Here is a 22779-nt window from a genome sequence, read left to right as displayed (position 1 = left end):
TCGCTCCGCCGCGCTCTTTACGCCTATTATAGCGGATTCCTACAGGCTTTGCAACGCGCAAATGTATATTTTCCGTGAATTTACGGAGCCTGTGTTCCGATAAATTCACGCAGCATACTGTCCTTTGGCACAAGTTCCGTTCCCAGGGCCGGGAACGGCACGAATTTGCGGCAAAGCGCCTCCAGCTGCCGCCGTTGCGCTGTGGCCAGTGCCGGGTCCGACGGCATGGCATCCAACACGTTATGCCACAGGCAGACTTCGTAGGTATGGGTTGTATCCAGCAGCAGATCGGCCCGCGGCTTGTAAGGTTTGATATAGCGATCCTCCCCGTCGCATACATGGCCCCAGAGCCCCAGCGTGAAGGAGGCACCATGCCCCCGGAACAGGAAGTCCCGCACCAGGCGCCGGGCCAGCCGGATGTCCCGCGTGGCCAGGCAGCGGTTACCGTCCGGGTCAGCGTACTCTTCCCGCAGACCGGCATAAAGGCAAAACACTGCATCCGCTGGCAGATTTTCGGTGAGCGCCGGATTCAAGGCATGGAGACCTTCGATGACGACCACGCCGTCGCGGCAGTCGATGGTCTGCACCCCGTTGGGCTGCTGGATTTTGAAATCAAACACCGGCGCCTGGCAAATTCCGTTACGGTGCAACTCCCCCAGACAGCGGCGCAGCACCGGCAGGTCCAGAGACTGCAGACTTTCATAGTCATCGCTGCCGTCGGGATTCTTGGGATATCGCCCCGCCCCTGCATAGAAATCATCCAGACTGAGCACGACGCTGCGGCGGCCTTGGGCCGCGATCGCCGCAGCCAGTTTGTGCGCCGATGTGGTTTTGCCAGCGGCCGAAGCCCCCGTCAGCATGACAATGTGGCGCCCGCCCGCCAGAACTTCCCGGGCAATCGCCTCGATGCGTTCATGGTACTGCCGCTCACACAGCGCAGCGAACGGCTGCGGCTGACTGGCCGCCAGTGCTACCAGTTCACGGCTGACAAATCGTTTGCGTTGTGCAACGTTCATAGAAATCCTCCACCCCCTGCTTGCGGGCCAAAATCTCCGCAAAGCGGTCGATGTATTCCGTGGGATATTTGAAATTGAAGATGCGTTCGATCTTTCCATGGCGTTTGCCGGGAATCACGAGCTTTGTGGAGCCGCCTGCCCCTGCCGAGAGGATGGTGTGAATTTCCTCCATGATATAGATATTATACAGGCACTCCTTGCCGGGTTTGGCCCAGCCGATATTTTCCAGATTCTGCAGCGTCCCCTTCTGCCGGTAGAGATAGTATGGACGGTATCCGGCCTGCTGCAGACGATCGCAGCGGGCCAGCATAGCCGCCACATCATCGTAATCTGCGGCGCGGTGTTCCACCACCAGGTTGGAGGCACGCTTCAGGGTCAAAGTATGCACTGTGATATTTTCCGGATCCAGCGCGATGGCCTGCTCCAGACTATGCGTGAACCCCTCCACCGTATCACCGGGCAGACCGGCGATCAGATCCATATTGATGTTCTGATGCCCCGCCGCACGAGCTGCCGCAAAGCAGTCTATAATGTCCTGCGCGGTATGGCGCCGGCCGATATTCCGAAGCACCTCATCAGAAAAGGTCTGCGGGTTGATGGAGATGCGGGTGGCACCATACTGTTTGATGATGCGCAGTTTTTCAGCATTCGTACAATCAGGCCGGCCCGCCTCCACCGTGTATTCATCCAGTGTGGAAAGGTCAAAGGTCCGGGCAATATGCCCCATCAGTTGTTCCAGCTGTGCAGCCGAGAGACTCGTGGGTGTACCGCCGCCGATATAGAAAGTACGGATATGTAAACCGCACCGGTCGGCAGTCTGCCGGATGGCCGTCAGTTCCTCACAGAGTTTATCCACGTAAGGCTGCACCAGTGCCCGGGTTGCCTTGTCTCCCACGGTGCGGGAGACAAAGCTGCAATAGCTGCAGCGGGTCGGGCAGAACGGGATTCCCGCATAGACGCTGCAGTCCATGGGATCGGCTCCTGCCAGCACAGGCCGCTGCAGATCAGCAATGCCCCGGGCCAGCGTAAATTTCTCCGGTGTACAGGCAAAATGCCGCAGGAAGCGGTCCTCAATTTCGGTTTCTGTGGCTCCCATTGCCCGCAGATCATGGATGATGCGAACGGGACGCACACCGGTCATCATCCCCCAAGGCGGATTCTGGCCGGTCTTTTCCCGCAGCAGCTCAAACAAAAGCGTACAAAGGGTATATTCCGCATCGCCGTCCTCAGCGCGCAACGCGCTGCGCCAGCTAAGTGCCTCCCCCAGGCGAAGCAGCACAAAATCGGTTTTTTCATGACTGACGGCCAGCACAAAATCTCCACTTTCCGGAATCTGTGTAACCTTTTCAGCGCCGGGGAAAAAGATGCGGGCGGTATGCTCCGCTTCATATCCCGCCGCTGCGCCGCGCAAAACGATCTGCATCATGGTTGTCTCCTTGCTGTTTTCCGCTCAGAACCACATACCGTTCAGGTACGGGTTGGAGCGGCGTTCCTGCCCCATCGTCGAGAACGCCTCATGACCAGGCAGGACTTTCACATCCTCCGCCAGAGGCAGGGCTGCCAGCATGGAAAGACTTCTCTGCATCTGCTGCATGCTGCCGCCCGGCAGATCGGTGCGGCCGCAGGAGCCGGCAAAAAGCGTATCACCGCTGAACATCACCTGCCCGCAGAGCAGGCAGACACTGCCGGGGGTATGGCCCGGCGTATGATAGATTGTGAACATCAGTTCGTCAATACGCAAGGTGTCATCGGCAGGCCAGTTTTCATCTACAAGATCTTTGGTCAGCGGCAGCATCTGGCTGCCCGCGGCGTCCACCGGATCCATATACACCTTGCAGCCGGTGGCCTTGCGCAGTGCCGCCACAGCCCCCACATGGTCGTAGTGCCCGTGCGTGAGCAAAATATGGGTAAGCTGTGCGTTCTCCTTCTCCAGGGCGTCCAGGTAGGTCTGGGGAGCTGCTGCCGGGTCCACCAGAATGCTGTGCTTTGCGTCGGTGATGATCAGAAAGGTATTGGTATACAGCGGGGCAAGCCCGTGAATATGCTGGATCTTCATAGGTCCTCCTATTTTTTCCACTCGTCGGTATCGATCACAATGGTCACCGGCCCGTCATTGAGCAGCCGGATCTGCATGTCGGCACCAAACTCTCCATGCTGCACGCCTTTGAGCCCCTGCCGGCTGATTTCCGAAAGGAACTGTTCATAGCACGGAACTGCCAGATCCGCCTTGGCCGCATGGCTGAAGCTGGGGCGCTTTCCCTTGGCAGTGTCCCCGTACAGCGTAAAATTGGAGACCACCAACGCCTCATAGCCCAGTTCTACCGCGCTGCGGTTGAGTTTGCCGGCTTCGTCTTCAAAAATGCGCAGATGCGCACATTTTTCAGCAAGTTTTGGAATGATGGCCGGATCGTCGGTTTCCCGCACCCCCAGCAAGATCACAAGACCCGGACCGATGGCACGCGCCGGGCCGCCGTTGACGGTGACCGATGCTTCGGTTACACGCTGGATCACTGCTCGCATCGTGATTGACTCCTTATCGGTTGATTTCAGCTGCGGATGACGCTGATGACGTCCTTGACCTTTTTCAGACGCGCCACCACGCTGTTCAGATGTTCGGTATTGGTAATGCCCACCGTGACGCTCATGCGGGCACGGCCCTGCTCCGCCGCGCGGGCCATCAGGGAATAGATCGGCACCCGCATGTCGCCCAGTGCCAGCGCGATATCGGAGACCAGGTTGGCACGATCCATACAGGTAAGTTCCAGCGATGCCTTGTAGTTTTCCTTGGCATCATCCGCCCAGTAGGCGCGAACCCAGCGGTCGGCATTTTCGGGGTGGCGCATACTCTCCCGCACATTGGCGCAGTCCCGTTTATGAATGGACACGCCAAAACCGCGGGTGACAAAACCGATGATGTCATCCCCGGGCAGCGGCGAGCAGCACTTGGCAAACTTGATGGGGCAGTTGTCGATGCCCTCCACCACAACGCCGTCGGAGGAATGGACGTGCTTAAGCTCCACCGTGATGGGTTTCGGCTCAGTTTCCTTGAGCTTGGCGTATTCTTCCTTGATCTTGGAAAGCATCCGCGAGAGCTGCAGGCCTCCGTAACCGATGGCTCCGTACATTTCATCCACCGTATTGCAGTGGTTCCGCCGGGCCAGATTCTCCATGAACGGCGTGCGCTGTTCGTCGGTAAGCACGATCATATTGCGCCGCAGCTCCCGCTCCAGAGCGTTGCGGCCTTCCTCGATATTCTCTTCCCGGCGCTCCTTCTTGAACCAGTTGCGGATCTTGTTTTTTGCCTCACTGGTTTTGACAATATTGAGCCAGTCACGGCTGGGGCCACGGTTTTCCGGTCCGGTGAGAATCTCAATAATTTCGCCGGTCTGCACCTTGTGGTCGATGGACACAATACGGTTGTTCACCTTGGCACCGATCATCCGGTTGCCTACCGCCGAATGGATAGCATAGGCAAAATCAATGACTGTGGCCCCTGCCGGCAGATTGATCACATCGCCCCGCGGAGTGAAGGCGAAAACCTCCTCCGGCAGAAGATCGCTTTTGATATCACTGAGCAGGTCGGTGGCATCGGCACTGGAGCGCTGACTTTCCAACAGCTGTCGTACCCAGGCCAGACGCTCATCGAGCTTGTCGTTGGAACTGCCGGTAATACCGGCCTTGTATTTCCAGTGGGCAGCAATGCCGTACTCCGCCATGCGGTCCATATCCCAGGTACGGATCTGCACCTCAAACGGAATGGCCTCCCGACCAATGACCGTGGTATGCAGGCTTTGGTAGCCATTGGGTTTCGGCGTGGAAATATAATCCTTGAACCGATTGGGCAGCGGATGGTACATATCATGGATCAGGCCCAGTGCCGTATAGCATTCAGGGACGTTTTCCAGAATGATGCGCACCGCATAGATGTCGTAGATTTCCTCAAAGTCCTTATTCTGCATATACATCTTGCGGTAAATGCCGTAGATGCTCTTGACACGATGCCGGATGGTTGCCTTGGGAATGCCGTTTTCCGCCAGATGACGGGCAATGGTATGGCAGACTTTATGCAGGAATTCATCGCCGTGTTTGTTCAGCAGGTCACGGATGGTCTCGTATCCGATGGGATCCAGATAATGCAGGCTGCGGTCTTCCAGTTCCTCCTTGATGTTGGAGATTCCCAGACGATGCGCAATGGGAGCATAGACTTCCATCGTTTCCAGAGCCTTGTCCCGACGTTTCTGTTCCGGCCAGGCATCCCCCGTACGCATATTGTGCAGGCGGTCGCACAGTTTGATGATCATGACACGGACGTCCTGGCTCATCGCCAGCAACATCTTGCGCAGGTTTTCCGCCTGACGATCCTCCACATTGGAGAACTTGATCTGGGTCAGTTTGGTGACGCCATCCACCAGCAGGGCCACTTCGGGGCCGAATTTCTGCTTGATTTCCGCCACCGTTACGGGGGTATCCTCCGCTACATCATGCATAAGGGCCGCCGCAATGCTCTCGCTGTCCATACCCAGTTCCACCAGGATCTGCGCAACGGAAAGCGGGTGGCAGATATATGGTTCGCCGCTGCGGCGCCGCTGCCCGCCGTGCGCCTGCGCGGCCAGCGCGTAGGCACGGTCAATCATCTCAAAATCATAGGGGCGCCCGCTGTCAACCATGTTCTTTTTCAGATCATCGTAGGTGATGGGCATCTTCAATTCCTCTGCCGCTTTGACTTCTTTCGTTGCTTCGGTGTTCCCCATAATCATTCTCCCCCTTTTTGCATATTATCGCTGCGCGGCCTGGGCCAGTTTCCGCAGTACCGGCGCCGAGGCCAGATCCTGCTTTCCGCTGACCGGAACGGGCAGCCAGCGGCCATCCTGCTCTTCGATCAGCCCCAATTCCCGCAACGCCATCAGGCTTGCCAGCGTTTTACCGGTATTCTCCGCCCCCTGGGCGGCAAAGGTCGGCTGCAGATCCTCTGCAAAGACCTGTCCGCCCCGGATGCGCTTATATAACATCACGGTATCGCTGCGATCCGGCAAAAGCACTTCCGCACGTACCGGCTCCAGTTCAGCCCCCGCGCAGAAGGCCTCAAACCAGGCAGCCTGTTCACTGGGTGTATTGCTCAGATTAGCCGGGCGTATTCCTTTCAGATGCGCGGATACCATCGGTCCGCTGCGTCCCGTAAAGATGGAAACCTCCAGAGCCGCCTCCACGGCAGTACCCACCGGATAGGCGAACTTCTGGGGCGTCACGCCGAACAGCGAGGCAAACATGGTGTGATTGCCCTGCCGCAGACGTACGCGGGTGTGGCGTCCCTCGGCGCCCATCGCCCACACACCGTCAATCACAGCATCCCGGACCAGCAGTACCGGGGTGGGATTTTCCCGCCCGAAAGGTGCCAGTCTGGTAAGATCACGCACATTTTCCAGCGTCAGTTCTTCCAGTTTGACAACGGCGTCCAGCTGCAACATGGCGGGTGCCGGGCGGGCCGCATGCCGGGCGGCCCATTCATTGATGGCCTGGCGGAAAACCGGGAGCTTTTCCTCTTCGATCTCAATGCCGGCTGCTGCCGCATGACCGCCGAAACGCGTCAGATTCTCTGCACAGGCGGCCAGCGCGCTGTGCAGATCGAAGGAATCCGGTGCCCGGCCACTGCCCCGTCCCTCTCCGTCATGGAGCGAGATAACGATGACCGGGCGGCTGTACCGTTCCATCAGGCGGGCGGCTACGATTCCAATGACACCAGGGTGCCAATCCTCTCCCGCCACCACCAGAACCCGGTCCCGCAGCCTGGCGGGATCCGCCTCCAATACACCGCAGGCGGATGCAAAAACTGCCTGTTCTGTCTGCTGTCGTTCGGTATTGATCTCCGCCAGACGCGCCGCAATGCCGGTAGCCTGTTCTTCATCCCCGCACAGCAGCAATTTCAACGCCACAGAAGCATTGTCCATCCGGCCCGCCGCATTCAGTCGCGGCGCCAGACCATAGCTGACGGTATCCGTTGTGACCGGCTTGCCCGCATAGCCACCGCTTTCCAGCAATGCATGCAGACCGGGCCGCATGGTATCCTGCAAGAGGGCCAACCCTTCGCGAACTAGCACGCGGTTTTCTCCCACCAGCGGCATCACATCCGCCACCGTGCCCAGCGCCACAAACTCACCGTACATTTCCAGCAGCTCTGCCGGATTGCAGCCCTCCAGCGCCGCACATAGCTTGAACGCCACCCCCGCACCGCAAAGGTTCTTGAAGGGGCTTTCATCATCGGCACGTTTGGGGTCCACCACTGCCACCGCTTCCGGCAGCACATCGCCGGGCAAATGATGGTCGGTGATGACCAAATCCAGTCCCAGCTCCTTGGCACAGGCAGCTTCTTCCACCGCCGAAATACCATTATCCACCGTGACCACCAGCGTAAACCCTTTTTGGGCCAGTGCCTCCAGTGCCGGACGGGTCAGCCCGTAACCGCTGCCCCGGGTGGGCAGTTTGCAGCGCACATGAGCCCCCTGGCTGGACAGGCACTCATAAAGAAGAGCTGTGGCGGAAATGCCATCCACATCGTAGTCGCCGTAGATAACAATGGGCTCCTCCGCCTCAATGGCCTGACCAATGCGCGCCACCGCCTTATCCATGTCGCGGAGCAGGAACGGGTCCGAGAGATCTGCCGCAGGTTCCAGCATCTGACGTGCGGTCTCCGTATCGCGGATACCACGTGCCGCCAGCACTCGGCGCAGAAGCACACCGCATCCGGCGGCGGCCAGGGTATCCTCCGCTCCCGGTTCTGCAGTTCTGATCTGCCAGGCGGGATATTTCATCGTGTTTCGCTCCTTACCAAACATGGCTGGTCAGCCATGTTTAAAATCTGATTCAAAATCGTGGGTCAGGCCATCCTGACGCAGCATGGTTTCCAGTGTATCGATCTCCGTGGAAACATCCAGACTTACATCCCGCAACAGTGTATCGTACAACTTGCTGTAGGCCAGATTCAGGGTGTGCAGGATACCGGTGATATCCCGCCGGATCTCCTGTGCATGCTGTGCCTCTGCCTCCCCCAGTCCCTGTGCAGTATCCAGAAGTTTGCGGGTGGTTGGCAGATAATATTCCCGGAATCGCCGTACACGGGGCAGTTGTTCGGGATGATTGTGTACAAACCCGAGAATAGCAGCACAATTTCTGCGCATCTGCACCAGTTCTTCCGCTGCGTCGCTTCCCAGTTTTCCCTGCGCCCGGTCGAGGTACGCGAGAAACGCAGAGCCTTCCTGCTCCAGCGCTTCGCCCTCACTCAACGGCGTTTCCTCCACTTTCTGTGCAGAATCGTTCGCCGCTTGAGGGGCGACATGATTTGTGTTCAGGTACAGCTTGCCGTCCGGCTCCAGCACGGCCTCAGAGAAATCCCCTCGTGCCACGGCTTGTGTCAGATCTTTCACCACCAGGTCCTGCGACACGGCGCTGTCCCGTGCAATCGTCGGCAGATCGCAGACCCAGCCCCGCGCCACCCGCAGATAACGCCGCAGCCGGCTGACATAACGGTATTTTTTGACGCCAACACCACCCATAATGCCAAATCCCACGGTAAGCGGTGTAAAGCAGGCCATCAGAATAGGAAACACCAGAAATTCTTCCCTTGTGACGCCCAAAGCCTCTGGTCCCGCTGCGGACAGCGCCCACATCACAATCGCGGCAATGCCAAAACAGGCAGCCATCGTCCAGCCGGTCACCGCCAGTGCCAGAGCCTCGCTCTGATTTTTGTTTTGCAGACGGCGATCCAGACGACGTTTCCACTGGGCAAAGGGGAGCTCACGGTTGGATGTCCGGGCCGCCTCCAGGCCTTCCCCTACGCGATCCAGCACATCCGCAAGACCGGACAGCATAGCGGACCCCAGTCCCGTGCCAATCCGCACAGCCCCATTGACCAATTCGTCCAGATCCGGTGCCGGGCCGTAGCCGGGCGTTTCTTTCTGATATTCCTTCTGTTCCTCCGAAGCATGATTCGTCATACTCATCCTCAACTTTTCAAAGGTCTGCCGGCGCATGATGCCGCATGAGGGCTGCCGCGCAGCGCACACCGTCCACGGCGGCAGTCATGATACCACCTGCATAGCCGGCCCCCTCACCGCAGGGATACAGTCCTTCCAGTGTGGTACACTCCAGGGTTTCTCCATCCCGCAGCAATCGCACCGGGCTGCTGGTGCGGGTCTCCAACCCCGTCAGAACGGCATCCGGTGCCCGGTAAGCAGCGAGCTTACGGCCAAACGCCGTAAGACCCTCCCGCAACGAGCCGGCAAGTTCATCCGGCAGCAACGCCCCCAGATCTGCCGGTGTGACCCCTCGCGGATAGGTGGGCTGTACACGGTCCAGTTCCAGGTGTCCGCGCCCCTGCAGGAAGCTGCCCACAGTCTCGGCGGGAGCCTGATAGGCCCCGCCCCCGGCGCGAAAAGCAGCCTGTTCAAGACGCCGCTGAAAAGCGACCGCCTTGGCCGGATCTTCATCAAAATCCCGGCCATCCACGCTGACAACCACCGCCGCGTTGGCATTGCGGCCGTCCCGGGCATGCAGACTCATGCCATTGGTCACGACGCCGCCTTCCTCACTGGCCGCTGCACAGACGGTACCACCCGGACACATGCAGAAAGTATAAACGCAGCGTCCGCCACGCACATGCTGACTGAGCTGGTATTCCCCCCGCGGCAGCGACGGATGTCCTGCCGCCGCATGGTAGAGGCTTTTTTCAATTTCAGACTGCAGATGCTCCGCGCGGAATCCCACCGAAAAGGGCTTGCATTCCAGCGGCAGCGCTGCACGATGGAGCATGGCGAAAGTATCCCGCGCACTATGCCCCACCGCCAGGATCATACTATCGCAGGGGAAGTCTCCGGCAGTCGTCTCGATGCCCGTCAGCAGCCCTCCGCGGCGCTTCAAGCCGGTAAGGGCCGTGTCAAAATGGATCTCCCCGCCCAGCGATTCGATCTCGCCGCGGATGCTGCGGATGATACCGCGCAGCAGATCTGTTCCCACATGGGGTTTCTGCCGCCAGGCAATATCCGCCGGGGCTCCGTGCGCAAGAAATGCCTGGGTCACAAACGCACACAACGGATCTCCCACCCGGGTCGTCAGCTTCCCGTCCGAGAAGGTACCTGCGCCCCCCTCGCCAAACTGGATATTGGCGTTGGGATCCAGCTCACCGGTCTTTTCGAACCGTTCAACCGCTTCCACACGCCGTGTCAGGTCAGGCCCCCGTTCCAGGACCAGCGGCCGATATCCGGAACGCGCCAGCAGCAGCGCTGCGAAAAGTCCTGCGGGGCCAAGTCCCACCACCACCGGGCGATGCGCCAAAGGTGTTCCCCCCACCGGGAAGTCAAACCGGGGGGGACGGGTGAAACAGACACAGGGCGAGGCCCCGGCCAAAGCCGATTCCTCACCCTCGTCGTTGAGCGTGACTGCGATGGTGTACACCAGCACGGGCTTACCGTGCCGGGCGTCCACCGAAAGTTTTGACACCCCGGTCTGCACCGCCCGGGCGGGCGGCAGACGCAGGATCTGCAGGGCCTGCGCTGTCGCCTCGGCATCGGGGTCGGGGCAGGACAGCGGCAGGCGAATATTGCGGACCAGAAGCATAGACAAATTCCTTTGGATATTTTTATTTGGCAACGACCTCGCACTGGACAGTATAACTGCCGGTGGCGAAAATTCGGGTCGAGGACGGAATCTGGATGGTGACAGGAATGCTCTGCTGGCCCACCGTAAGATTCACACTCTGGCAATCGATCTGCGCCACAACACTGTCTGCCGAGAGAGCGGCAATCTCATCCGCCGGGCCGTACAGCGTCACACCGGATACAATGCTGGACAAAATCTCCAGTTCATAATTGCTGGGTACGTTGATGGCCTTGATGTTGGAGATATTCAGCGCTTTGGAGTCCATATCTTCGGTATCAAAGCTCAGCGTCACACTGGTAACGCCATCCAGCGACACAATGCCCGAAGGCAATTCCACCAGTCGCTGATAATCCCGTCCCATTTCAAATTCCTGGGCAAGGTCAAAATCCGTAACCGTTAGTTCTTCCAGAGCGCTTACAGTACGTGCCGGCCCCGCCACCCGCAGGGTATTCTGACTCAGCGAGTATTTCAGGCTGCTGGCGTCGAAATTGGTGGGCGTTCCAATGAAGTCCACCGCCAACGGCAATTCACGTACCTGATACACAGTCAGCGTTACATTGGCCGTCTCACTGTCCATTGTGGTATACTGCGGCGTGAAAGCCAGACCGTTCTCGTCGCGGAATTCCAGTGTGGACGGTACCGTTGTGGTATCGGACAGATTCGTTTCACTGCTCACCGTTGCCACCACCGACGAGATCTGATCCAATTCACTAGTGGGACCGCGCAGCGTGACTTCCGCCGGGACTGCCGCCGTCTTGTTGAGCATATATCCATCTGCCACCGAAATGCCCGATGCGTCCACCGTAACCGGCAGCGTCTTTTCGCTGACTTCATCAAAAACCACATCGATGGTCTTGGGATTTTCCACGGTGCATTCAATATCACCCGGGAAATCCGTCGTGTTCACCAGCTTCGCCTGCAGGCGGAGCGTCACTTTGCCGGGACCGCTCACACCGGCGTAGCTGGGATATACCATGATATCAGAGTTCTGGATGTTGCCGATGATCGTGCTGTTGCCGCTTACCCGCACGTCCACCGTTTCAATATCCGGTTTTTCCACGATATCCAGGCCCTGCGAAGTATAGGTAGAGGCAGAGTTTGCATAATTGATGGGAACATCCTGTACGGTATAGCTGCTTTGAGGATCAATGCTGATGGTTACAACCATCCAGGCGATGATGCCGCACAACAGCGCCAGAAGCACGGAAAACGCCGGATGATTCCAGGGGGAGGTACGCCCCGCAGACGCTTGCGGCGCAGCGTTATTCGGCTTTTGCATGGCTCTTTGCGCCTCCTTTGCGCAGCAGATTCTTCAGCGTAGGCACCCGTGTTTCGGTGGTTTCCTCCGGCGGAACGATTTCCTCCTGCAGCAGGTTGAAAAGGTTCTGGCGATCCAGACGGCGGATCAAAACGCCGTTCTTGGCCATCGAGATGATGCCCGTCTCTTCACTGACAATCACCACGATTGCATCGGAATTTTCGCTCATACCGAGGCCCGCACGGTGGCGGGTGCCCATATCTTTGCCCATTTCCAGGTTGTTGGACAGCGGCAGCACACAACCGGCCGCCACGATTACACCATCCCGTATGACCACTGCGCCATCATGCAGCGGCGTTCCCTCATAAAAGATCGTGCCCAGCATTTCAGGAATCACGTCGGCATGCATCGGGGTGCCTGTACGGATGATTTCCTCCAGGTTGTTGTTGCGTTCAAGGACCATCAGCGCACCGGTGCGGGTGTCGGAAAGCTGTTCCGCGGCGTCGCAGATGGCGACCACCGCGCTTTGCCAGACACCGCGCAGCGAAGGGTCCGCCCGACGGTTGCCGAACAGGCGCCCCGCCCAGACAGTGGTTTGACCCATACGCTCCAGGGTTCGGCGCAGTTCCGGCTGAAAAATCACCACAGCCGCTGTAAAGCCAATGGTGAGCACGTTGTTGAGTACCCAGGTCACGGTACGCAGATTGAGCATATACGCCAATCCGTAGAACACCACGATGAGCAGAATGCCTTTGACCAGCTGGCCGGCACGGGATTTGCGTGCAAACTGAATCAGCTGATAAAAAGCAAAGGAAATGATCAGGATATCCAGCGTATCGGATATCGGATCAAAGGCACGCAAAGTACTTGCGATGGTAGAAATCCACTGGTTTTGCAGCATGGACCGCCGGGCCCCCTTCCCCGCCTATGTATTCGGAATCACCGCTGTTGCAGTGCCCTCAGTTCTCCAACAGTACGACCGCGTGAGCGGCAATGCCACGGCCTTCCCCCGTAAAGCCCATATGCTCTTCGGTGGTGGCCTTTACGCTGACAGCATCCAGCGGGATACCGAATGCTTCCGCAATATGCGCACGCATGGCCGGAATATGCGGTGCCAGTTTGGGTGCCTGGCACAGGATCGTAGAATCAATATTTCCTACCGAATATCCCTGCTCCCGCACGAGCCCGGCCACCGCACGGGTCAACGCCAGGGAATCTGCTCCCTTATAAGCGGGATCGGTATCCGGGAAATGTTTGCCGATGTCCCCCAGCGCCGCGGCGCCCAATACCGCATCCATGATCGCATGCAGCAGCACATCGGCGTCGGAATGGCCCAGCAACCCTTTCTCGTACGGAATTTCCACTCCACCAAGGATCAGTTTGCGGCCTTCCACCAACTGGTGAACGTCATATCCATGTCCGATGCGCATTGTCTTCTCCTTCTGTAAGTCGTCCTTTGTGGTGATTTTGTAATTTTCATAGCTTCCTGCCGTCAGAGTCACCGGCATCCCCGCCAGTTCAAACAGACTGCAGTCATCCGTCACCCGGGAGGCCGTATCCTCGTTGAGCCCGGCCAGCGCTTTCTCATACAGAGCCCGGGAGAAACACTGCGGTGTCTGTACCGCGTACAGCGAAGCACGATCCGGGGTGTAATCCACCGTTCGGTCCGTGCGAACCACCTTGATGGTATCCTTGACCGGAACCGCCGGTGCTGCCGCCCCGGTACGGGCCGCCATCTGCAGCGTTTCCGTAATGATTTGCTGACTCACAAAGGGACGGGCCGCATCGTGTATGGCCACCAGTTCCCCCTGCGCAGCGGCCAGACCGTTGCGCACACTGTCTGCACGGGTTGCCCCGCCGTCCACTACAGTACACGGCTTGGCGCAGCACGCGGCGATCTGCTCGCAAAGCGCCCGGTTGGCACCACAAACCAGTACCAGCTGCGTCACCGCCGGGTTGGCAGTCAAGGCTGCACAGCTTTTTTCCAGCACTGTCTGTCCATCCGGCAGGCGATAGCTGAGTTTATCAAAGCCCATACGCCGGGAAGCTCCTGCGGCCACCACAATAGCAGTGACTTCCGGCAGCTGCTGTTCGGGCATGACGTACACTTCCCCTCTTACAGTATTAAGTTTATTATACAGGTTCCCAAGGAAAAAATCCACTAAATTCCCCAGGATTTTTTGTGCACAGCGAAAAAAATGCCGCCGGATGTTTCCTCCGGCGACATTCCTTTTTCTTTTCCCTCTTGCCTCTGTACTGGCAACAAAATACCAGGCTGTCCGCAAGGGCCCGCCTGGTTCTTTCGATTATGCACGGCGCTTTTTGTCCAGCCGGATTTTATCCGCGATCATCGCAATAAATTCGCTGTTGGTAGGTTTGCCGCGCAGATTGTGAATGGTATACCCGAAATAACTGTTCAGTGTATCCACATCGCCGCGGTCCCAGGCCACCTCGATGGCATGGCGGATGGCACGTTCCACACGGCTCGCCGTGGTTCCGTTGCGTTTGGCGATTTCCGGATAAAGCCGCTTGGTGACGGCATTGATGTAGCCATGGTCCTCTGTGGTCAGCAGGATCGCATCGCGGAGAAACTGATACCCCTTGATGTGGGCAGGCACGCCGATCTGATGCAGAATCTCGGTGACGGTAAGTTCATCGGAATCCTGTGAGCTGACCGCAGGACGGCTTGTCCCACCCGCAGCCTTGAGCACCCGACTGACCAGTACACTCTCGTCAAACGGTTTGACAAAGAAAAAGGAAAAGCCGTTATCCAGCAGTTCCTGTTCCATCTCTTCACTTTGAAAGGCACCTGTCACAAAAAAGGTCGTCCGTGTGCCGCTGGTGTTCTGTGCCTCATAGCGCTGCTTCACCGTGATCGCATCGAGATCCGGCATGAACGCATCCAGCAGAACCGCCTGGGGATGCACATTCAGCAGCGTTTCCAGCGCTTTGTCGCCGTTTTTCTCGCATACAGTCACCGCGACCCCCTTGGCTTCCAATGCCTGGCGGCACAAAGCGGACACCTGTGCGCCGGTATCGGTCATCACGAACTTGATCTTTTCCATCATCATATCCTCCAGACATATCTCGGGTCCCGGGCGTTTCGGCGATGACGTGCACTTTGTGTGCTGGCACTCCGCAGGCCGGGTTTCGTTTACGATGGAAATTTTACCATATTTTTCCATCTATCGCAAGAGGAATTTCCAGTTTTTTTCTTCACGGGAGCGATTTTCGTTCGACCGTTTTTGGCTTTTGATGCCTATTTTTTTGTTTCTGCGCAGTTTTCCATTCCTATTTGGCAAAAAGCGATCAGTTTTTCCTCACATCAGTCTGGAATATATTTCCATTTTCTCCAATTCCCGTATTTTTCTCTTCAAGGGGCAATGGCATCCGCCTTTTCCAACATCGCTGTGGCAAAGATTCCATACCCGCGGCTGGGATCATTCACCAGCACATGGGTGACCGCACCAACCAGCCTTCCGTTTTGCACGATGGGGCTGCCGCTCATTCCCTGCACGATGCCGCCCGTCGCCGCCAACAGGTCCGGATCCGTAATCTTGATCAACAGATTCCGGTTGGGATCGCCGCTGGTCATATTGACCCGTTCAATGCGTACCTGGTACCGCTGCGGTGTACTGCCGGAAATAGTCGTCCAGATTTCAGCTTCCCCCAGCGCAATCTGCTGAGGCTGCGCAACCAGGCAGTTTTGTCCCGATACAGTACCCGTATAGGCTCCGTACACGCCGGTCGCGTCATTGGCCAGTACCGTCCCCGCCGACGCTGCCGAAAACTCTCCGCGCAGTTCCCCGGGGCTGCCTGCCGCGCCGCTGACGCAGCCGGTAATCACCACCGGAACGATTTCTCCGGACAGCAATGTTATATCCGCACCGGTATCCGTATCACTGATGGCATGCCCAAGACCGCCGAAGGTCCCGTTCTTTGGGTCAAGAAAGGTCATTGTCCCGATACCGGCGCTGGAATCCCTCACCCAGATTCCCGCCCGATAGGCACCTGTCGTCGCGTCAGCCACCGGTGTCAGCGTTGTTGTATACTGATGTCCATCCCGTTGGTATACCAGCTGCAGAGAGGCCCCCTCCGCAGCAGTAATGGCATGGGTGAGTTCCTCATTGCTGCGAATGGGCTGCCCACCTGCCGATACGATGAGATCCCCCAGTTTCAGTCCCGCCTCCTTGGCGGGGTTTTCCGTTCCCAAAGCTGTATACTGATCCGAGAAGGCTACTACCAGCGCCCCGTCCGAGAACATCTTGATGCCGAAGGGCGTTCCGCACACCTGTACACTGCGGGCCTCGGTATCCACTGTGCGCACCGTTTTCAACGGAATGGTACCAAACAAGGCCAGCGTCACATTCCGGCTCCGGTCTGCGTTATTGTTGCCCGCCCGGGCCACATTCTCCGATTGCGATCCTACGGTGACCCAGGGCATCGAAGCAATGCGAAATCCTCCATCCTGCTCGCTTGTGTAAAAGGTATCCGGCAGCGCCGCCCGCAGCGCCGCCACCAAGCCTCCCGACAATACCGTCAGAAGCAGCAGCACCGTCAGCAAGGCGCGCCGTATGCGATGTTTGGGCATAAGAAATCCCCTCCTGCCCAATATCCTGTGCAGAAGGGGACGAAATTATTACCGTTTGTCGAAACTGTACGAAGTCAGGAATTTGTCTGGCGGCCCGGGCGGAGTTTCTGGCAATATTGGGTACAGAGCTTATCCGTGCATTCAGAGCACTGCAGCGCCGCGTTGGAGTGATCCCAGAAACGTTCAGGATACATCATCACGCAGAGTTCCCATACCAGCCAGGCCACGCCTGCCATCACTGCCAGAGAGGTGGCAAAGAAGCCGCCCATGAAAACCAGCGGAGAGAACATCATCAGATGATCCCAGTTAAAGATACGGCAGGTGGTGCAGCAACGGTTTTTCATGATCAGCCGGAATGGGCACCAGACCAGTACACAGATCAGATCGCACACATAAAAGAACACAGAGATCATGAACAGAAAAATCTTATCAATCACACCGGTATAGTAAAGCACCCCAATGACCGCCACGAGCACACACCAGAGGATGAATACCTTATAGGCAGCCTTGGTGGTACTGACAATATAATTCTTCAGCGCTTCATAATTGATCTTTTCCCGAATGGGGCGAAAACGATTGGCAAACAATTTCTGGGATCCCAGGGGAACCTTGTTGCGGATGGGAATAATCTGCAGAAACATGTCCAGGACCCACACGCACCACAAAAAATGAAGCGGAGAAAGCCGCGTGAAGAAGTTCATGCCCTCCAGCACCAAAAAAGCATCCCTGTAAAAGACACACATCCACAGGCAGCCCGCAAAAAGCAGGCACCGCCCCACAAGTCTGGCGATATAAATTTTTCTTGTTCTGGACATTCTTAACTTCCTTCTGTACGGTTTTGTTCTTCCTTGCGCCTTTCGGGATTGGCGCATCGTTACCAGTATACTATATTTTTACACGAACACACAAGTCCTCGCCCTGCACCTCCCACACGCAGGGCGATTCTGGTTTGCGTGGTTGTCGCAAAGAAAAATCCCGAACACTTACGTGTTCGGGATTTGGTGCGGATGAAGGGATTTGAACCCACACTCTTTTAAGGGAACTAGAACCTGAATCTAGCGCGTCTGCCAGTTCCGCCACATCCGCATATTTGCTGTCGTTTCCGTGTCTTTCGTTTGCCTCGTGACCCGGGCGACGTGTATTATTATAGCCATAGTCCCCCCAAATGTCAAGCACTTTTTTCAAAAAAATCCAAATTATTTTTGTTTTTTCAAAAACAAACGAACTGTCGTTCTTTTACTTTTTGATTCTCTTGCTTTCCCCGCCTAATTTGCTATAATGTGCTTAATGAATGGAGGTGCAAACACCATGTGGACATGTTCCATGCTCAAAACCAACGCCCGGAACGCCCTGCGCGGTCGCTACTGGCGTTCTTTCTGGGGATGTTTTCTCATCGCTTTACTCAGCGGTGGAGGCGTCACCAATCTTAGTGTGCTGTATTCTCCCGAAGAGGCCAGCCGCTATCTGGAATCCCTTCCGTCATACTTTCTGGTTTGGGTCCTGGTCGCTTCACTGATCGGCGCGGTGCTCGGGATTCTGTGGAGTATTTTTATTTCCGGGGTACTGGAGGTCGGCAGCTGCCGCTACTTCATGGAAAGCCGGCAGAGTCCCTCCCCCATCAGCACTTTTTTCAGTGTGTTCCAGACCCCGTACCTGAACGTAGTCAAAGTTTCTTTTCTCACTTCTCTGAAAATCACCGTCGGCATGTTTTTGCTCGTGATTCCCGGCATCTATTGGACCTACTGCTACGCTTTGGTTCCCTATCTGCTGGCCGAGAACCCTTATCTGAGTACCTCCCGGGCCATGGAGCTGAGCAAAGAAATAATGTACGGCGAAAAACTTCATTTCTTTATTCTGGAGCTTTCCTTCCTGGGCTGGATTCTCCTCTGTATCCTGACGCTGGGCATCGGCAGTTACTTTCTTTTCCCGTATATGAACGCGACCTTTGCGGAATTCTATGCGGCTATGCGCGCCAAAGCATTGGCGCAGGGCCTTACCACCACCCACGAACTGGGCGGTTTTGTGCGGCATGACGCCTCCCGTTTCTGAGCATATAAAAATAACCCGGTTCATTTTGAACCGGGTTATTTTTATGCCTGAATCTGGTTGGGATGCGGCTGCGGCGGCATCTTCACAAAAAGATTCTTCAACACCAAAGGTGTCGCCACCGAGGAAACCACAATCAGCAGGATGACGGCCGTAAAGTAAACAGGATCGACCACGCCGACTTCCAGGCCCTTCTGAGCCACGATCAGTGCCACCTCGCCGCGGGTCATCATGCCGACGCCCACCTTGAAGGAGTCCCCCCAGTTAAAGCGGCAGATCTTCGCAGCCAGGCCACAGCCCACGATTTTGGTGACCAGTGCCACAATCACGAAACAGACGCAGAACAGCAGGATGTCCGGCGTCAGACCGCTGATATCGGTTTTCAGGCCGATACTGGCAAAGAAGACCGGTGCGAAAATCACATAGTTACTGATATCCACACGGCGCTCCACATAGGACGCATCCTCCATGGTGCAGAGCACGATACCGGCAATATATGCGCCGGTAATATCCGCGATGCCGAAATACTGTTCCGCCACATATGCCATGGCAAAGCAAAACGCGAGGCTGACAATGGTGATTCGCTGGGTGTGCGGGTTGCGCTTGTCCAGCCACTGCATCGCGTAGTGGATCACAATACCGACCACAATGGCCACCACAAAGAAGAGGACGGTGTTCAGCAGCACTTGTCCAAGGCCGGTTCCCTCGCCGGAGCTGGCGCCGATAACGCAGGTCAGCACCACAATGCCGATGACATCATCGATAACCGCCGCGCTGACAATGGTTGTGCCCAGAAAACTTTTCAGATGTCCCAGTTCCTGCAGCGTCGCCACCGTGATGGAGACGCTGGTGGCCGTCATGATGGTGCCGATAAACAACGCCCGGTAAAACTCCACCGTACCAACGGCAGCAAAACCGTAAAACAGGCTGTACAGCAGCGTGCCGCCTGCCAGAGGCACCGCCACACCCACACAGGCAATCAGCGTTGCAATAGGTCCCGCCCGCAGCAGTTCCTTGAGGTTGGTGCCAAGGCCGGTGGTGAACATCAGCAAAACAACGCCGATCTCGGCAAATACAGAGATTGTATCATTGCTCTGCACCAGGTTGAAAAGGCAAGGTCCGATGAGAAGTCCCGCAATGATCTCACCTACCACCTGAGGCGCTTTGCATTTCCGCGCCACCAGTGCAAAAAACTTGGCGCTGAGGATGATGATCGCCAGATCCCGAAAAACCGAATACATAATAACCCCCACTTCTTCCAGATCTATATAAAACCGAACTTAGTTATAGTTTTAACATTTTTGGAAGGATGGTTGCAATAGCTTCCGGCCTTTTTGTTGGTTTTGCTGATTTTCTTTGTGAATATTGACGAAAAAACTTTTTTTGATTTTGTACTTGACATCTCCCCCATAAATTGCTATAATAGCCCATGCAGTCAGACGACTGCTGTGGAAAGATGGCTGAGCTGGTCTAAGGCGCACGACTGGAAATCGTGTAGGGCCCCTAAAGCCCTCGAGGGTTCGAATCCCTCTCTTTCCGCCATAAAGAAGCACCAACGGTTTTGGCTGTGGGTGCTTTTTTATTTTTGTTTTATTTGCCCAGCAAAATAGCCCGCCCGGGAAACTCCCAGGCGGGCCATTTATTTTTCCAGGATTACTCCACCATATACTCGAAGTCGATACGGCCCAGCGCCACATCGGACGCCGCCACACGGATCTTCATGGAAGTGCCCAGCATCCAGCTGCGGCCGGTAAGCGGATCCAGCATGCTGACGCCGTCCACAACCTGAGCCTCACCTTTGCAAAGCTGCGCCGCCGGCACAAAGCCTTCCACGGTGTTTTCCAGCTCCACAAAGACACCGCGGGGCGTGATACCGGCCACCGTGCCGGTATACACTTCGCCCAGGTGTTCATGCATATATTCAGCCTTGTAAAGGTCTTCCACATCGCGCTCGATACGCACAGCATCCACCTCTTTCCGGCTGGACTGCTCGCTGGCTTTCTGTGCGAACTCGTTGAAGTCCTTGCCGATGCGCTCCGAAGAGGCTCCCAGCAGCATCTCGCTCAGGATGCGATGAATCGCCAGGTCAGGGTAACGGCGGATGGGGCTGGTAAAGTGCGCATAGTCCGCCAGCACCAGACCGTAATGGCCAAGGGGCTGCGGGGCATAGCGGGCCTTCTGCATGCTGCGCAGGATACCGGTGTGCACCGGCGTCTGGATGGGCTGACCACGGGTTTCATCCAGCAGCGCCGCCAACTCCAACTGGGTGGGGATGGGATTCTTGAACTTGGCGTTCAGACCGCAGGCCAACAGCGTGGCCGACAGTTTTTCCATCTTTTCGGCATCGGGTGCCTCATGCACGCGGTAGACAAAGGGCACCTTGTTGGTGCGGCCGGCATTGGCGGCGCACTGGTTCGCCAACAGCATAAATTCCTCGATCATGCACTCCGACGTGCCACGGCCCCGCTTGACGATGTCCACGCAGCGGCCGCTCTCCGGATCGATAATCAGTTTTGCCTCGTCGGATTCGATCTCCATCGCTCCCCGCTTGCGGCGCAGTTCCAGGCGCTTGCGATAGAGCTCGTCCATCACCGGGAGCTGCTCAAGCACATCCGCGTACTTATCTTTCAGCTCCGTCAGATCTGCCCCTTCTTCAGGTTCGAGGAGCGCGTTGATCTCCTTATAAACGCCCTTCACGCGGCTGCGGATAACCGTTTTCACAAAATGATAGCTGTGAATATTGCCTTCCCCGTCCAGGCGCATCAAGCAGGAAAAAGCCAGACGGTCCTCCGCGGGATTCAACGAGCAAATACCGTTGGAAAGCTGGGTCGGCAGCATCGGGATGACCTTATCGGCGTAATAGATACTCGTAGCACGCTCAAAAGCCTCGTTGTCCAGCGCCGAGCCCGGGCGGACATAATGGCTGACATCTGCGATATGCACGCCCAGCTCATAGCCACCGTCCTCCAGTTTCTGCAGACTGATGGCGTCGTCGATATCCTTGGTCTCGGCCGAGTCAATGGTAAAGATGGGAATGCCCCGCAGGTCCATCCGACGGGCCGCCTCGGTGGGATCAATGACCGCATTATCGTAAGCGTACGCTTCCGCCAGCACCTCCGGCGGGAATTCCTGCCGCACATTGCGGCCGTAGAGAATGGCCTTGGCACACTCTGCGGCACGGTCGGAGGAGCCGAATTTTTCCACCACCGCAGCGCGGTGATCGCTGTGACGCGGTCCGCGGTGGGTGATCAGAATACCGACCTTGTCGCCGATATGCACGCCTTCACTCCCCTGCTTGGCCAGCAGGAACTTCACATCCCGGCATCCGTCGGGTTCCACCGCCAGACGGCCATCATCAGCCAGACAAACCGTACCGGCAAAACGGTTGTTGGGGACCTTGACCTCCACCACCTCGCCTTCGGAAGAGCCCTCCACACGGGGATGCTCGAAGAGCTTGACGTCGATCTTATCCTGGGGCATGGCGCCGTGCAGCGCCCGGCCCGGGATAAAGATATCTCCCTGCCCATCATCCCGGCTGGCAAAGCCAAACCGGGCCGCCAGCTTGACCAGCGTGCAGGGAATCGTGTTGGGATTGGCGTCATTCTGATAGGTGGCAAAGCCCGGCACATAGGTGCCATTGCGCATCGACAGCTCACCCGTGGCCACCATAGCCGACACGGTGGTACGCAGGCGGGAATTGTCCACCTGCAGGTTGTTCTGCAGCTCGCGCAGCGTCATGGGACGGCGCTTGACAGCAGACAGGATACTTTTTTGTAACGGTGTCATACTTGCTCCTTTAATTTACGTCGCCGCACCGTCCGGTGCAGCCCTTCCAACTGCGGGACTCGTCCCGCCACTTTCCCACAAAAAACGGCCCGCCGGGGCGCAGAGACTTCTTCGCGCTTGGCGGACCCTTTTGTTTTGTGATTGCTGTTTCTCCGATTACAGGCGGGCGCTGAGTACGCAGACAACCAGCACCACCACAAAGAACACACCGCCAAAGACCTTGGTCCATTTGGCGAGCTTGGCGTCGATGCCGCGCTCACGGCCGGCCGCCATGTGGGTGTTCTCGCCCATGATTGCGGCAGAGAGGCCCTGGCCCTTCTGCTCCTGCGCAAGGGTGAAAACGATGATCAAAAGCGACACTGCAATCAGAACGCAGCCGAGAGCGATCTCATACCAGTTCATTGAATAGCACTCCTTTAACTTCTCATGCGGGG

18 protein-coding genes and 2 tRNA genes are annotated in these 22779 nt (G+C 57.1%); 2 read left to right on the top strand and 18 right to left on the bottom strand.

The window, feature by feature from the left end; genetic code table 11:
* Positions 1 to 80 precede the first annotated feature (80 nt).
* From NQ490_RS13815 to NQ490_RS13740, 15 genes are all read right to left on the bottom strand, one after another.
* A complete protein-coding gene (locus NQ490_RS13815; protein WP_007046567.1) occupies positions 81 to 1016 on the bottom strand; it encodes a uridine kinase family protein in 936 nt (311 codons plus the stop codon).
* Positions 979 to 2439, bottom strand: coding sequence for a coproporphyrinogen dehydrogenase HemZ (gene hemZ / locus NQ490_RS13810; RefSeq protein ID WP_040918026.1), 1461 nt, complete (start codon positions 2437 to 2439; stop codon positions 979 to 981). The genes NQ490_RS13815 and hemZ overlap by 38 nt, the downstream gene beginning before the upstream one ends.
* Before the next feature lie 27 nt (positions 2440 to 2466).
* Positions 2467 to 3072 (bottom strand): MBL fold metallo-hydrolase, encoded by a 606-nt coding sequence (locus NQ490_RS13805; RefSeq protein WP_007046569.1) that lies wholly within the window; start codon positions 3070 to 3072, stop codon positions 2467 to 2469.
* Positions 3073 to 3080: 8 nt separating this feature from the next.
* Entirely contained in the window at positions 3081 to 3536 is a 456-nt protein-coding gene (gene dtd / locus NQ490_RS13800) for a D-aminoacyl-tRNA deacylase (RefSeq protein ID WP_007046570.1), read from the bottom strand.
* Positions 3537 to 3562: 26 nt separating this feature from the next.
* The gene (locus tag NQ490_RS13795; RefSeq protein ID WP_242654982.1) at positions 3563 to 5767 is read right to left on the bottom strand and encodes a RelA/SpoT family protein; all 2205 of its coding nucleotides are present in this window, start codon (positions 5765 to 5767) and stop codon (positions 3563 to 3565) included.
* A 24-nt stretch (positions 5768 to 5791) separates the two neighbouring features.
* Positions 5792 to 7822 (bottom strand): single-stranded-DNA-specific exonuclease RecJ, encoded by a 2031-nt coding sequence (gene recJ, locus NQ490_RS13790; protein WP_040917616.1) that lies wholly within the window; start codon positions 7820 to 7822, stop codon positions 5792 to 5794.
* A 30-nt stretch (positions 7823 to 7852) separates the two neighbouring features.
* Complete coding sequence (locus NQ490_RS13785; RefSeq protein ID WP_050764684.1) at positions 7853 to 9004, bottom strand: hypothetical protein; 1152 nt, start codon at positions 9002 to 9004, stop codon at positions 7853 to 7855.
* Between the two features lie 16 nt (positions 9005 to 9020).
* Positions 9021 to 10622, bottom strand: coding sequence for an NAD(P)/FAD-dependent oxidoreductase (locus tag NQ490_RS13780; RefSeq protein WP_007046574.1), 1602 nt, complete (start codon positions 10620 to 10622; stop codon positions 9021 to 9023).
* Between the two features lie 22 nt (positions 10623 to 10644).
* Positions 10645 to 11943: a CdaR family protein gene (locus NQ490_RS13775; RefSeq protein WP_007046575.1), complete on the bottom strand. Its 1299-nt coding sequence runs from the start codon at positions 11941 to 11943 to the stop codon at positions 10645 to 10647.
* The gene (gene cdaA / locus NQ490_RS13770) at positions 11927 to 12823 is read right to left on the bottom strand and encodes a diadenylate cyclase CdaA (RefSeq protein WP_007046576.1); all 897 of its coding nucleotides are present in this window, start codon (positions 12821 to 12823) and stop codon (positions 11927 to 11929) included. Before cdaA ends, NQ490_RS13775 begins: the two co-directional genes overlap by 17 nt.
* A 58-nt stretch (positions 12824 to 12881) precedes the next feature.
* A complete protein-coding gene (ispF, locus tag NQ490_RS15430; RefSeq protein ID WP_040917617.1) occupies positions 12882 to 14021 on the bottom strand; it encodes a 2-C-methyl-D-erythritol 2,4-cyclodiphosphate synthase in 1140 nt (379 codons plus the stop codon).
* Between the two features lie 207 nt (positions 14022 to 14228).
* Positions 14229 to 14987: a sporulation transcription factor Spo0A gene (gene spo0A / locus NQ490_RS13755; protein ID WP_040918030.1), complete on the bottom strand. Its 759-nt coding sequence runs from the start codon at positions 14985 to 14987 to the stop codon at positions 14229 to 14231.
* 308 nt (positions 14988 to 15295) lie between these two features.
* Positions 15296 to 16513, bottom strand: a complete 1218-nt coding sequence (gene spoIVB, locus NQ490_RS13750; protein ID WP_007046579.1) for a SpoIVB peptidase — start codon at positions 16511 to 16513, stop codon at positions 15296 to 15298.
* 74 nt (positions 16514 to 16587) lie between these two features.
* A complete protein-coding gene (locus tag NQ490_RS13745; protein WP_007046580.1) occupies positions 16588 to 17328 on the bottom strand; it encodes a hypothetical protein in 741 nt (246 codons plus the stop codon).
* Positions 17329 to 17512: 184 nt separating this feature from the next.
* Positions 17513 to 17599 (bottom strand) — tRNA-Leu (locus NQ490_RS13740).
* 222 nt (positions 17600 to 17821) lie between these two features.
* Here NQ490_RS13740 and NQ490_RS13735 point away from each other — a divergent pair.
* The gene (locus tag NQ490_RS13735) at positions 17822 to 18562 is read left to right on the top strand and encodes a DUF975 family protein (protein WP_050764685.1); all 741 of its coding nucleotides are present in this window, start codon (positions 17822 to 17824) and stop codon (positions 18560 to 18562) included.
* A 41-nt stretch (positions 18563 to 18603) separates the two neighbouring features.
* On the opposite strand, the gene NQ490_RS13730 is transcribed toward NQ490_RS13735, so the two are convergent.
* The gene (locus NQ490_RS13730) at positions 18604 to 19800 is read right to left on the bottom strand and encodes a cation:proton antiporter (protein ID WP_007046583.1); all 1197 of its coding nucleotides are present in this window, start codon (positions 19798 to 19800) and stop codon (positions 18604 to 18606) included.
* A gap of 209 nt (positions 19801 to 20009) precedes the next feature.
* On the opposite strand from NQ490_RS13730, the gene NQ490_RS13725 reads away from it, so the two are divergent.
* A tRNA-Ser gene (locus NQ490_RS13725) sits at positions 20010 to 20101 on the top strand.
* 111 nt (positions 20102 to 20212) lie between these two features.
* On the opposite strand, the gene NQ490_RS13720 is transcribed toward NQ490_RS13725, so the two are convergent.
* On the bottom strand, positions 20213 to 22345 hold the full coding sequence (locus tag NQ490_RS13720; protein ID WP_040917618.1) for a ribonuclease R family protein: 2133 nt from the start codon (positions 22343 to 22345) through the stop codon (positions 20213 to 20215).
* Positions 22346 to 22501: 156 nt separating this feature from the next.
* Positions 22502 to 22747 carry a preprotein translocase subunit SecG gene (gene secG, locus NQ490_RS13715; protein WP_007046586.1) on the bottom strand — a complete coding sequence of 82 codons (246 nt, stop codon included), beginning with the start codon at positions 22745 to 22747 and terminating at the stop codon, positions 22502 to 22504.
* Positions 22748 to 22779: the final 32 nt, after the last annotated feature.

Source organism: Subdoligranulum variabile, assembly GCF_025152575.1.
Classification (GTDB): domain Bacteria; phylum Bacillota; class Clostridia; order Oscillospirales; family Ruminococcaceae; genus Gemmiger; species Gemmiger variabilis.
This window is presented reverse-complemented; position numbering and strand designations above follow the sequence as displayed.